Source organism: Ensifer sp. SL37 (genome assembly GCF_026672675.1).
GTDB lineage: Bacteria > Pseudomonadota > Alphaproteobacteria > Rhizobiales > Rhizobiaceae > Ensifer > Ensifer adhaerens.
Genome location: NZ_JAPPRN010000001.1, coordinates 1088186 through 1100415 on the forward strand (window position 1 = coordinate 1088186; position 12230 = coordinate 1100415).

At 63.7% G+C, this 12230-nt stretch carries 10 protein-coding genes; 9 read left to right on the forward strand and 1 reads right to left on the reverse strand.

What is annotated here, in order from left to right:
• Nucleotides 1–254: 254 nt before the first annotated feature.
• The gene (locus tag OVA00_RS04950) at nucleotides 255–1925 is read left to right on the forward strand and encodes a SulP family inorganic anion transporter (RefSeq protein ID WP_034798485.1); all 1671 of its coding nucleotides are present in this window, start codon (nucleotides 255–257) and stop codon (nucleotides 1923–1925) included.
• A 59-nt stretch (nucleotides 1926–1984) separates the two neighbouring features.
• Here the strand turns inward: OVA00_RS04950 and OVA00_RS04955 are convergent, their stop codons facing one another.
• The gene (locus tag OVA00_RS04955; protein ID WP_034798487.1) at nucleotides 1985–2419 is read right to left on the reverse strand and encodes a GFA family protein; all 435 of its coding nucleotides are present in this window, start codon (nucleotides 2417–2419) and stop codon (nucleotides 1985–1987) included.
• Between the two features lie 280 nt (nucleotides 2420–2699).
• Between OVA00_RS04955 and OVA00_RS04960 the strand changes: the two genes are divergently transcribed.
• The 8 genes from OVA00_RS04960 (at nucleotide 2700) to OVA00_RS04995 (ending at nucleotide 12185) form a co-directional block, all read left to right on the forward strand.
• Nucleotides 2700–3224, forward strand: a complete 525-nt coding sequence (locus tag OVA00_RS04960) for an RNA polymerase sigma factor (protein WP_113187172.1) — start codon at nucleotides 2700–2702, stop codon at nucleotides 3222–3224.
• Nucleotides 3221–4162 carry a FecR family protein gene (locus OVA00_RS04965; protein WP_162765870.1) on the forward strand — a complete coding sequence of 314 codons (942 nt, stop codon included), beginning with the start codon at nucleotides 3221–3223 and terminating at the stop codon, nucleotides 4160–4162. Before OVA00_RS04960 ends, OVA00_RS04965 begins: the two co-directional genes overlap by 4 nt.
• Nucleotides 4163–4255: 93 nt before the next feature.
• On the forward strand, nucleotides 4256–6748 hold the full coding sequence (locus OVA00_RS04970) for a TonB-dependent receptor (RefSeq protein WP_268088207.1): 2493 nt from the start codon (nucleotides 4256–4258) through the stop codon (nucleotides 6746–6748).
• A gap of 303 nt (nucleotides 6749–7051) precedes the next feature.
• On the forward strand, nucleotides 7052–8188 hold the full coding sequence (locus OVA00_RS04975) for a transporter substrate-binding protein (protein WP_060521916.1): 1137 nt from the start codon (nucleotides 7052–7054) through the stop codon (nucleotides 8186–8188).
• Nucleotides 8185–8766 carry an ANTAR domain-containing response regulator gene (locus OVA00_RS04980; protein ID WP_060530382.1) on the forward strand — a complete coding sequence of 194 codons (582 nt, stop codon included), beginning with the start codon at nucleotides 8185–8187 and terminating at the stop codon, nucleotides 8764–8766. Before OVA00_RS04975 ends, OVA00_RS04980 begins: the two co-directional genes overlap by 4 nt.
• The gene (locus OVA00_RS04985; protein WP_034805438.1) at nucleotides 8766–9614 is read left to right on the forward strand and encodes an ABC transporter permease; all 849 of its coding nucleotides are present in this window, start codon (nucleotides 8766–8768) and stop codon (nucleotides 9612–9614) included. The genes OVA00_RS04980 and OVA00_RS04985 overlap by 1 nt, the downstream gene beginning before the upstream one ends.
• A 1-nt stretch (nucleotide 9615) precedes the next feature.
• On the forward strand, nucleotides 9616–10536 hold the full coding sequence (locus tag OVA00_RS04990; RefSeq protein WP_268088212.1) for an ABC transporter permease: 921 nt from the start codon (nucleotides 9616–9618) through the stop codon (nucleotides 10534–10536).
• Nucleotides 10537–10565: 29 nt separating this feature from the next.
• On the forward strand, nucleotides 10566–12185 hold the full coding sequence (locus OVA00_RS04995; RefSeq protein WP_268088213.1) for an ABC transporter substrate-binding protein: 1620 nt from the start codon (nucleotides 10566–10568) through the stop codon (nucleotides 12183–12185).
• Nucleotides 12186–12230: the final 45 nt, after the last annotated feature.

Here is a 12230-nt window from a genome sequence, read left to right on the forward strand (position 1 = left end):
GGATAGGCCTGGAAGGCGAACCAGCCGCGCCCCCAAGACGATCGGCCCAAGGCTCGCTTGCCGCCGCCGAAATCCCTTCGCAAACGCACCGCCGCCGCTCTGAAGATAGCCCTGAGTCGGGTCGGCTTCCAGCGCCTGTTTTCCGGCCGGCAAACGGGATGCGATGCCGTCAGTTGCATTTCTTGCAACCGCTTTGGCCGAGTGCTATCGCTTTAGAATAATCTCATGAAAGCTCCTGCCAAAGGACAACCCGGATGGCATCGCATGAGCATTCACTTGCCGGCGACGGCCGCTCTCTCTCCGCGGGCCTGCGGCTCGACGTGATCGCAGGTCTTACGGCCGCCGCCGTGGTCCTGCCCAAGGCGATGGCCTATGCCACGGTCGCCGGCCTGCCCGTCAGTGTCGGCCTCTACACCGCCTTCGTGCCGATGATCATCTACGCGCTTCTCGGCACGTCGCGCGTTCTCAGCGTCTCGTCGACCACCACGCTTGCGATCCTCGCCGGCACGCAGCTCGGCCTTGCCGTCCCGGATGGCGATCCGGCCAAGCTGCTGACGGCGACCGCGACGCTGACGGCGCTCACCGGCGCGCTACTGTTCCTGGCATCGCTGCTGCGTTTCGGCTTTGTCGCCAATTTCATATCGTCGCCGGTGCTGATCGGCTTCAAGGCCGGCATCGGCCTTGTCATCGTGCTCGACCAGGTGCCGAAGCTGCTCGGCATTCACATCACCAAGGAAGGCTTCTTCCGCGATATCCTCAGCATCGCCGGGCACCTGTCCGAGACCTCGATGCTCACGCTCGCGATTGCGGCCGCGGCTCTGGTGGCTTTGCTTGCGATGGAGCGCCTCTGGCCGCATTCGCCGGCGCCGCTTCTGGCGGTGGCCGCGGGCATCGCGCTTTCCTGGTTCGCGGGTCTCGCCGCGCTCGGCGTTTCCACCGTCGGCTTCATCCCGCAATCGCTGCCTTCGCTGACACTTCCGAGCTTGGGTCTTGTTCAGGAACTCTTGCCGGGCGCGCTCGGCATCGCGTTGATGAGCTTCACCGAGACCATTGCCGCCGGCCGGGCCTTTGCCGCTCCGTCCGACCCGCCGATCCGGGCGAACCGCGAGTTGCTGGCGACGGGTGCCGCGAATTTCGGGGGCGCCTTTTTCGGTGCCATGAGTGCCGGCGGCGGCACGTCGCAAACCGCCGTGGTGCGAGCGGTCGGCGGCCACAGCCAGATGGCGTCTCTGGTCACCGCGGCGGCTGCGGCTGCGACCATGCTGGTCCTGGCGCCGCTGCTCGGCCTGCTGCCGCAGGCCGTGCTTGCGGCGATCGTCATCGTCTACTCGGTCGGGCTCATCAAGCCCGCGGACTTCCTCTCCGTCCGCAAGGTCCGGCTGATGGAGTTTCACTGGGCGTTGGCCGCCTTTCTCGGCGTGCTGTTTTTCGGCACGCTGCAGGGCATCATCGTTGCAATCGTGCTGTCCTTCATCGGGCTCGCGCGCCAGGCGGCCTCGGCGAAGGTCTATGTCGTCGGCCGCAAGCGCGGCACCGATCGGCTGCGGCCGCTCTCGTCCGCGCACCCCGATGACGAGACCTTCGAGGGACTTTTGATCCTACGCCCGGAGGGTCGGCTCTTTTTTGGCAATGCCCAGCAGGTGGCCGACCAGGCGCAGATGCTGGTCGCAAAGCAGAAGCCCAGAGTTGTCGTGCTCGACATGAGCCGGGTTTTCGACATCGAATATTCGGCGCTGCAGATGATGATGGAGGGCGAGCGCCGCATCAGCGAACACGGCGTCACCGTCTGGCTGGCCGAGCTGAACCCGGACGTGCTTGCCTATGTGCGCGCATCCGGCTTTGCCGATCAGCTCGGCCCTGACCGCCTGTTCGTCAATACCCGCACGGCGCTCCAGCACTATCTGGCCGGCGCCGCGCAGGCGTAAAGCAATTCCAGGAAAAGCGCACAGCGGTTTTCCGTCCGGAATTGTGCTCAGAAAATGAGCTATTCCGCCATCATCTCGCCCGTTCCGCCGAAGGCCGGCGGGAAGTCCCGATACTTCGGCAGGCCGTCCTTCATCGGCAGCACCGTCTCCTGATAGTTGACATGAAGCATCGGCTTGAAGGCAAGCGACGGGATTGCCGCTGCAAAGACGTCGGTGACACCCCAGAGCGGATGTTCGGTCATGAGATGCCCGCCGCAGGCCTTGCACCATTTGCGCACGCTCGTTGCCGTCTTCTGGTAGCCAACCAGATTGTCCGCACCCTTGACGATCTTGACCTTCTCCGGTGGCCAGAGCGTAAAGGCGTTGACCGGGCCTGCCGACCAGCTTCGGCAGGAACTGCAATGGCAATAACCCATGGCGGCCGGATCGCCGCTCACTTCGATCTCGACTGCGCCGCAGAAGCACTTTCCGTTGAGGCTGCCGTTCGCTGCCATGACTTTCTCCTTTCGGTTCTTGTCGCCCGGAAATCTGGCTCTTGCTGATAACCGGCGTGAACCCTGCCTGAGGGTCTCACTCTGAGCCCTGAGGTCAACGCCTCCTTTCGAGCTAGTTGCACTGCTGACGGCCTCGGAAATTAAAGATGAGTACAATACTCATATTTGTTGTGCACACCGCACGGACGCGCTAATGAACGCCGGCGCTGCCTCGTCTGCACCGCGCCCTGTCTCTCATCTTCGCTCTGCCGACGGCTCCTGATCGGCCCTGAAACCTATCATGCCAGAGAAATCAGCTTCGCATTTGATGCTCGACGACGCGATCGTCGCCTACTACGACGAGCTTTGCGCGATGACGCGGCGGCGTGGTCACCAGGCGGCAACCGCGAACGAGGTCGTTCACGAGCTTTATGTTCGGTTGGTCGATCGGCGCACGCCGCTTGAGGGCAAGTCGTCGCTCAGGGCGTTTCTGCGCCGCGCCTGTGCCAATCTCGGTATCGACCGGCTGCGGCGCGACCGCTTCGAGTTCAAGCTTTTCTCCGGTAGCGAAGAAGACGCTCTGGCTGTCGCCAGCGATATCACTGCGCCTGATGCCAACATCGATCTTCCCCGGCGGCTGGCGATCCTGAAGAGGGCGATCATGGACATGTCGCTGCAGCGGCGGCGCGTCTTTCTCGCAAGCCGCATCGGCAACCTCACCTCGGACGAAATCGCCATGCGCACAGGGATCAGTCGCAACATGGTCGACCGGCATCTGCGCAAGGCCTATCTGCATTGCCTCGACCGGTTGGAGGAGGTGTTGTGACGGCGCGCGACAGGAGGATGCGCGAGCAGGCGGTGGATTGGCTCGTCCGCCTGACGGGTGATCCCGACGATGAAGCGTTGCAGCTCGCCTTCGAACGCTGGCGCGCGGAGGATCCTGCCCATGCCGAGATTTTTGCGCGCGCTCAAAGGGCGATCGGTGACGCATCGCTCTTGATCCGGCGCGAACCGGAATTCGCCCAAAGGGCGGTGAAGCGGACAGGGACGCGGCGAAAAACCGCAACAGCGCTGGCGGCCATCGTCAGCGTCGGCGCCGGCATTTTTGTTGCGCTCGACGGCGCCCTGTGGATGCAGGCGGACGTCATCGCCGGCAAGGGTGAAAGGCCGATTCTTACCCTTGAGGATGGCTCGACACTGCAGCTCAACGCCCAGTCGGCCGTCGCCTATCAGTTCACTTCCGCCGAGCGGCGGATCGTGCTGCTGCGTGGCGAGGCCTTCGTCCAGGTCGCGGCCGACAGCCAACGGCCCTTTGTCGTTAAGGCCGGAGGCGGCACGACGACGGCACTCGGGACGGCATTCGACGTCAACCTCACCGACGACGGCACCAGCGTCACCGTTCTCGAACACGCCGTATCGGTCGCGACGGACGCGGCAATGCCGCCGCGCCGCGTCGCGGTCAACGAGCAGGTCAGCTACGACCATGACGGCCGGCTCGGCGATGTCACGCCGGTCGATCCATTCGTGGCAGCAGCATGGCGGCAGGGGCGCCTGGTTTTCGAGGAACGCACGATCGCGTCCGTCGTCGAGGAAATCGGGCGCTACGTTCCCGGCAAGATCCTGATCGCCGATGCCGGCGTCGGCGCCAGGCGGGTGTCCGGCAGCTTCGATCTCTCCGATCCCGTCGGCGCATTGCAAGGTCTTGCCGAAGCCTTCGACGTCAAGGTCACCCGGATCGGAGCCTACGTCACGATCCTGCGCTAAAAAAATCGAGGACGAGGTGTCCCTGAACCGGCACCTCGTTCGTCCAGAAACCAGACCCCGGCCTTTTCGGCCATCTCTCTGTCTGGAACCATCATGTCATATTCGAATACGACCGGCCGCCGCCGCCAATCCGGAATTCTCAACCTGCTGATGGCAGGCACCGTGTTTGCCCTCACCACCACCGTCGCCCTTGCGCAAGATGCGGTGCGGCATCACGTCGACGTACCTGCGGGCAAGCTGACGACGGCCGTCAATCGCCTGGCCTCACAGCTCAAGCTGCAGGTGGTGTTCGACAGCTCGGTCGCCTCAGGTGTCACCACGCCAGGCCTTTCCGGCGAGATGACGGCCGAAGAGGCGCTGGCGCGGTTGCTGAGCGGAACGGGCGTCCGCTATCGTTTCGTCGGCAGCTCGACGGTGAAGCTGATGGGTGCGGTGGAAGCCGCGACGCCGGCAGACGGCGAAGGCACGAAGCTCGCGCCCATTGTCGCCCGCGGCGACGCCAAGGATGGTGACCGCGCGCCGAACGTCGCGGTCCTTGATGCCGAGGACATCGAAAAGGCCCAGGCATCGAGCCTTCCGGAATTGCTGCAGAAGACGCCCGGCGTGTCGATGGGCGGTGGCGTGCGCATCGAAGGACAAACGCTCGCCATCCGCGGCTTTGCCCGGCAGTCTGACGTGCGGATCATCCTCGACGGCGCGCCGAAGAATTTCGAGAAGTACGACCAGGGCACAGTCTTCATCGAGCCGGAACTGCTCAAGCGCGTCGAGATCGAAAAGGGCGCGACATCGGTGCGCTATGGCAATGGCGGCTTCGGCGGCACGGTGCTGATGGAGACCAAGGACGCGGCCGACATACTCAGGCCCGGCGAAGAATGGGGCGTCTGGGCCAAGTCCGGTTTCCAGAGTGCCAACAAGCAGTTTCTCGAAACCGGCGCGCTCTACGGAAAGTCGGATTTCGGCGGCCCCATCACCTATGATGGCCTTCTGGCCGGCACATGGCGCAAAAGCGGCGACATGCGCGTCGGCGGCGGCGAGGTCTACAACTATTCCAACTCGAAGCTGACCACCCTGCTTGCCAATGTCGGTGCCGAATATGACGGCCACGAGATCAGGGGGACGGTCGCCTACGGCCAAAACGACAATTGGGGACCCGTGGCCGCCATCCGCGGCCAGTCGGCGCCGTCGGACTACAACATCACCCGCTACGGCTACAAGGAAGCGATGCGCCGGCTTCTCACCTGGCGTGAAATCGAGGATTTCACCTCGACGCTTACCTATAGCTATACGGGCGACAGCGACCTGGTGAATTACCGCATGATGGGGAGCTTCTCGTCGACCGGCCAGCATGCGAAGCGGCCCGACATTCCGGGGCTCAACCCCAGCGCATCCGTCGGCGGCTACGAAAACGATGCCACCTACACAGACATCAAGTTCGAAGCGGAGAATACCTCCAACTTCACGCTCGGCGGACTGTCGCACAGCCTGAACTATGGCATTCAGTACCTGGATCATGACCGGGACATCTGGATGTATGACATCGCCAACCGCACCCAGGCGCAGTACAACTACGGCTCCTACGCCCCCTGGTTCATGCCCGAGGGCTCGCAGAAGACCTTTGCCGCTTTCGTTCGCGATCGGATCGAACTGACGGACGCGTTTGCCGTGACGCCGGGCCTGCGCTACGACCATGTGCGCTCGAAGGGCGTGCCGAACGAGGCGCCGCGGTTCGACAATCCGCTGGCCGGGCACGACTATTCAGCCGTGTCGCACCAGGGTGTGACGCCGGCGATCAGCCTGTCATGGGAAGCCACGCCGTCGGTGCGGTTCTTTGCCGACTGGGCCTATGCGATGCGGGTGCCCAACATTGACGAAATCTATTCGACCCAGAGCGTGCTTACCAAGGCTTCCGGCACCAGCCGTGATCTGGAGGTCGAGCGTAACAGCACCTTCAACATTGGTGTCGACTTGAGCTTCAACGACGTGCTGACGACCGACGACATGCTGTCGACGCGTATTTCGATCTACAACAACCACGTCTCCAATCCGGTAACGCGCCGGTTCGGCACGGCCAACCTCGCCGACGTTACCGGCAACGTGCCATTTTACTGGAACACGCCGTCCTACGATATCCGCGGCATCGAGTGGCAGACGCACTACGAGACCGAGCGTATGTTCGCCGATCTCGGCGTGTCCTGGATGACCGGCGAGCGGACCGGCGCCGTCAACAACGTCTGGGGACCGGACACCTATATCAACGATCTGGCGCCCCTGACCGTGATCGCGACGGCCGGGATCAAGGTACCGGATCAGGACCTCGCCTTCGGCTGGACAGGCACCTTCGTCGACGACCAGAACCGCACGCCCTACAATCAGGGCGGACAGACCTACGCGCGCCCGCCGAGTGCCGGCTATGCGGTGCACGGCCTCTTCCTCGACTGGACGCCGACATCGGGCTTCATGGAGGGTGGCGAAGTGCATCTCGCGGTCGACAATATCTTCGACAAATACTACGAGCCCTATCTCAGCGACGGGATCTCGGCGATGCCCGGCCGCAACTTCAAGATCGCGATCAGCCGCAAGTTCTGACCGGACATGGACCCGGCCGGCCGGCATGCGGTCGGCCGAATGTCCTCCTACGCGCCTCCGCGCAGCAGTGGCGCTTGATTGCGGTGCTCCACCCGCCTCTGTCTGTAAAGTTGCGTATAATAGGTTGCGAGCTTGCCAATCCTTGCTTGACAGCCGTCGATTGCCCGTATCTTAATCATGCTCTCAGATTGAGCATGATCAATCCATTCACATGACCTCGATGGTCGACGGGCAGTTTCGCCCCATGATGCCCCCATCTTCGATGGGCCCGGCGTCGTGGGGTTTTTGGTTTTTGGCGGGTACATGAGCGGCGCGGTAAAGATCGGCATCCTCTATTCGACGACCGGGCCCTACGGGACGATGGGCCGCGACTGTCGCGACGGCGCGGAATTGGCGATCGAGGAGATTGCGGCAAGCCATCCGGGCCGGATCGAGCCGGTTTTCATCGATCCGGAAGCCAATATCGACCGCTATCTCGAAGGCGCCAGATCGCTGCTGCGCGACCACGGATGCCGCCACATCATCGGCACCATCACCTCGCTCGCTCGCAAGGAGGTCATTCCGCTTGTCGAAAAGCACGACGGCCTGCTCTGGTACATGTGCCCCTATGAGGGCTTCGAGGCCAACGACAACGTGATCTATACGGGCGGCTGCCCGAACCAGCATTTGCTGCCCTTGCTCGACTATCTGCTGCCGCGTTTCGGCAACCGGCCCTATCTGATCGGCGCAAACTATGTCTGGGGCTGGGAAATGAACCGCCTGGCGCGTGAGCTGGTGGAGGAAGCCGGCGGCGCAATCCTCGGCGAGCGTTACCTGCCGCTCGAGGAAACCGCGGTCGAGCGGATCGTCGCCGAAATCGAGCAGCGCCGGCCGAGCTTCATCCTCAACAATCTCGTCGGTCCTTCCAGCTACGCCTTCCACGCGGCGATCCGTGCGCTCGCCGTGCGCGATCCGGGGTTCCGGCCGGAAAATTGCCCGGTCGTCAGCTGCGACCTGCAAGAGTGCGAGCTGACGGACATTGGCCTCGGGGTCGCGACCGGCCAGCTCTGCGCCGCTTCCTATTTCGACACGGTGGTTTCGCCCGACAATGCGGCCTTCAAGCTGCGCGTTGCCAGTCGCTTCGGCCCCGGGCGACGCATCTCCAGCCTGTTTGCCAGCGCCTATGCCTCCGTCAAGCTTTGCGCCGAGGCGATCATCGAGGCGGGCGTCGACGATCCCGCGACGATCACGCAGCTTGTTTCGGCAGCGGCGCATCAGAGTGTGCTCGGCCCGCTCAGGATCGATCCGCAGACCCACCATGCGGCGTTGCCGTTCCATCTCGGCCGCATCAGCGACGACGGAGGCTTCGACATCGTCACATCGCTGCCGTCAATTGCCGCCGACCCCTATCTGACCGGCCAGCGCAAGCGCAAGGCGCCCCAATTGCGGATCGTCTCATGAGGGAAACACCGAACTTCACCGGCTGGCGTGCGGCAATCCTGCACCGCGAAGACCAGACGACGGAGCGGCTGGTGCGACAGCTCAAGCTCTTCGGCTTCGACGTCACCGTACAATGGCAGCCGCTCGATGCGCGCGACCTGCCCGATATCATCCTCGTCGACGCTGACCAGGGCTGGAGCGGGCTCTTGCCCTGGAAGGACGAACAGGCGCCACGGCCGCTGATCGCCTTGCTCGGCTCGGAAGCACCGGGCCGGGTCGCCTGGGCGATGGGGCAGGGGGTTGCGGCCATCATCGCCAAGCCGGTCGCGTCCTCGGCGGTCTACCCGGCCCTGGTGTTGGCGGTTGGGATCCACGAGGAGCGCCGCGCCGTCGCCGACAAGATCGCCCATCTCGAAGAACGGGTGCGCATGCGCCCGCTCGTTCATGCCGCCGTGCAGAAGATCGGTCAGGCCTGCCATGTCAACGAAGAACAAGCCTATGGAATCCTGCGCAATTGCGCGATGAAAAAGCGCCTGTCGATGGAGCAGATCGCCGGTTCCATCCTCGGCGGTGCCGAGCCCTTGCCGGAGGCCGGTTGATGCAGGTTTTGAAATCCATGTTCAGGCAGCCGGCGGCGCTGTTCGGTCTCGTCGTCGTTGCACTGGTCGTCATGCTCGCTTTGGCCGCTCCGCTGGTTGCCCCCTATAGCCCGGACGAACAGATGTTCGACGGGCTGACGCTCGAAGGAGCGCCGTTGCCGCCGAGTGCTCAGTTCCTGCTCGGTACCGATACGCTCGGCCGCGACCTCTTTTCGCGCCTGCTCTATGGCGCCCGAACTTCGCTTGTCATCGGCCTCGTCGCCAATGGCGTTGCCGTCTCGATCGGGCTCATGATCGGCATTCTCTCGGGCTACATGCGGGGCCTTATCGGCAGCGCACTGATGCGCTTCACCGACCTGATGATGGCCTTTCCGGCGCTGCTGCTGGCGATCGTCCTTGCCGCACTGCTGCGCCCAAGTCTCTGGATCGTCGCCATGGTGATCGCGCTCGTCAACTGGGTCCAGGTCGCCCGCATCGTCTATACCGAGACCCGTGGCTTGGTCGAACGCGACTTCATCCTCGCCGAGCGCTCACTCGGCGCCGGCCACGGGCGCATCCTGTTTCACCACATCCTGCCGCATCTGGTGCCGACGGCGATCGTCTGGGGCACGCTCGGCATCGCAACCACGGTGCTGCTCGAAGCGACGCTCTCATTCCTCGGCATCGGCGTCCAGCCGCCGACACCCTCCTGGGGTAACATCATCTTCGAGAGCCAGAGCTATTTCCAGGCCGCGCCCTGGCTGGTGTTCATCCCCGGCGCCGTCATCCTTTTGACCGCGCTCTCCTTCAATCTGGTCGGCGATGCGCTCCGCGATATCCTCGACCCGACGCAACGCGGGAGGGGCTGAGATGGCATTCCTTCTGCTGCGCCGTCTCGTGCAGACCGCGCTCATCCTGCTCGGCGTTGCCGCCATCACCTTCCTGTTGCTCTATGCGCTTCCCGCCGACCCGGCGCGCATGATCGCCGGGCGCAGCGCAACGGCGCAGACGGTCGCCAACATTCGTCGGGAACTCGGGCTCGACCAGCCGCTGCTCGTTCAGTTCTGGAGCTATCTCCAGGGGCTGGTGCAGGGCGATCTCGGTCGCTCCTACGCGCAGAAGACCGATGTCGGTACCTTGATCGCGGCGCGCCTGCCGGCAACGCTGATCCTGATGGCGGCCGGAATTTTCGTCGAAGTCCTGCTCGGCGTGTTTCTCGGTGTCGTCGCGGCCATCCGGCGCGGCGGTTTCGTCGATCGGCTCGTGATGATGGCATCCTTCGTCGGCGTCTCGGCACCGCAATTCGTTGCGGCCCTTTTGCTGCTCTATGTCTTCGCGGTCACGCTCGCCTGGTTCCCGATGAGCGGCTTCGGCAGCTTCGCCCATGTGGTCCTGCCGGCGCTGACGCTCGGCATCCTCGGTGCCGGCTGGTATGCGCGCATGGTGCGCTCGGCGATGATCGACGTCTTGAACCAGGATTATGTGCGCACCGCACGTGCCAAGGGCCTGTCCTCGTTCCGCATCATCTTCCGCCATGCGCTGCCGAACGCGCTTCTACCCGTCATCGCCATGGTCGGCATCGATATCGGCCAATTCATGAGTGGGGTCGTTGTCGTCGAGGCCGTCTATGGCTGGCCAGGCATCGGCCAGCTCGCCTGGCAGGCGATCCAGCAGGTCGACATTCCGATCATCATGGGGGTGACGCTCGTCTCGGCGCTCGCGATCGTGCTTGGCAACCTCCTTGCCGACCTCGTCGCGCCGCTCATCGATCCGCGCATCCGCGCCCGCTAATCCGAAACCAACCAAAAAGGGGAACAACAATGTTCAAAAGCTGGCTTCGAACTTCAACCGTCGCTGCGGCACTGCTCGCAGCACCGCTCTCGGCCCTTGCACAGGATGCGCCGAAACAGGGCGGAGATATCGTCATCACCTACAAGGACGATATCGCCACGCTCGATCCCGCCATCGGCTACGACTGGGTCAACTGGTCGATGATCAAGAGCCTGTTCTCGCGCCTGATGGACTACAAGCCGGGTACCACCGAGCTGGTGCCGTCGCTCGCCGAAACCTTCGACGTCGCGCCGGATGGCCTGACCTATACGTTCAAGCTGCGCAAGGGCGTGAAATTCACCAACGGCCGCGAGATCGTCGCCTCGGACGTGAAGTATTCGATCGAACGGGCGGTCGACCCGAAGACGCAGGGGCCGGGCGCCGGTTTCTTCGGCGCGATCAAGGGCTTCGACGATCTCTCGGGCGGCAAGGCGGCGACGCTTGAAGGCATTGAGGCGCCGGATGATGCGACTGTCGTCTTCCACCTGTCGCGCCCGGACGCAACCTTCCTGCACGTGCTCGCCGTCAACTTCGCCTCGGTCGTGCCAAAGGAAGCGGTCGAGGCTGCCGCCGGCGACTTCGGCAAGAAGCCGGTCGGCTCCGGCACCTTCGTCCTTAGGGACTGGACCGTCGGTCAGAGCCTGACCTTCGAGCGCAACCCCTACTATTTCGTCAAGGACATGCCGCATATCGACAAGTTCACGGTCGAGGTCGGCCAGGAGCCGCTGGTGGCGCTGCTGCGACTGCAGAAGGGGGAGGTCGATATTGCCGGGGACGGTATTCCGCCGGCAAAATTCCTCGAAATCAAGAATTCGCCTGAAGGCGCCGAGATTATCGTGGATGGACAGCAGCTCCATACCGGCTATGTCACGCTCAACACCAAGGTGAAGCCCTTCGACGACGTAAAGGTTCGTCAGGCCGTCAATATGGCGATCAACAAGGAGCGTATCACCCGCATCCTCAATGGTCGCGCGACGCCCGCCAACCAGCCGCTGCCGCCGCTGATGCCGGGTTACGACAAGGCGTTCACCGGTTATGACTATGACGTCGAGAAGGCGAAGGCCCTGCTCGCCGAGGCCGGACATGGCGATGGCTTCGAGACGGTGCTCTATTCGACCAACACCGACCCGCAGCCGCGCATCGCCCAGGCGATCCAGCAGGATCTGGCCGCCATCGGCATCAAGGCGGAGGTGCGGGCGCTGGCCCAGGCCAACGTCATTGCCGCCGGCGGCACCGAAGGCGAAGCGCCGATGATCTGGTCGGGTGGTATGGCCTGGATCGCCGACTTCCCGGACCCGTCGAACTTCTACGGCCCGATCCTCGGCTGCTCCGGTGCGGTCCAGGGCGGCTGGAACTGGTCGTGGTACTGCAACGAGGCACTCGACAAGCGCGCCGTTGCCGCCGATTCCATGTCCGATCCGGCAAAGGCGGCCGAGCGGCAGGCGGAATGGGGCAAGATCTTCACCGACATTATGGCCGATGCGCCGTGGGTGCCCGTCACCAACGAGCGCCGCGTCGTCGCCAAGTCGCCGCGAATGGGTGGCGAGGGCGAGATCTACGTCGATCCGACCCGGGTCATCAACTACGACGCGATCTTCGTGAAGCAATAAGCGTCGGGCTCTCCGGAGGTCGTCTTCGGGGAGCCTCTTCATGAG

Bases quoted from the DNA above. Each gene is read 5' to 3' on its own strand.
- OVA00_RS04950 (WP_034798485.1), top strand. From the start codon at position 255: ATGGCATCGCATGAGCATTCACTTGCCGGCGACGGCCGCTCTCTCTCC.
- OVA00_RS04955 (WP_034798487.1), bottom strand. From the start codon at position 2,419: ATGGCAGCGAACGGCAGCCTCAACGGAAAGTGCTTCTGCGGCGCAGTC.
- OVA00_RS04960 (WP_113187172.1), top strand. From the start codon at position 2,700: ATGCCAGAGAAATCAGCTTCGCATTTGATGCTCGACGACGCGATCGTC.
- OVA00_RS04970 (WP_268088207.1), top strand. From the start codon at position 4,256: ATGTCATATTCGAATACGACCGGCCGCCGCCGCCAATCCGGAATTCTC.
- OVA00_RS04975 (WP_060521916.1), top strand. From the start codon at position 7,052: ATGAGCGGCGCGGTAAAGATCGGCATCCTCTATTCGACGACCGGGCCC.
- OVA00_RS04980 (WP_060530382.1), top strand. From the start codon at position 8,185: ATGAGGGAAACACCGAACTTCACCGGCTGGCGTGCGGCAATCCTGCAC.
- OVA00_RS04985 (WP_034805438.1), top strand. From the start codon at position 8,766: ATGCAGGTTTTGAAATCCATGTTCAGGCAGCCGGCGGCGCTGTTCGGT.
- OVA00_RS04990 (WP_268088212.1), top strand. From the start codon at position 9,616: ATGGCATTCCTTCTGCTGCGCCGTCTCGTGCAGACCGCGCTCATCCTG.
- OVA00_RS04995 (WP_268088213.1), top strand. From the start codon at position 10,566: ATGTTCAAAAGCTGGCTTCGAACTTCAACCGTCGCTGCGGCACTGCTC.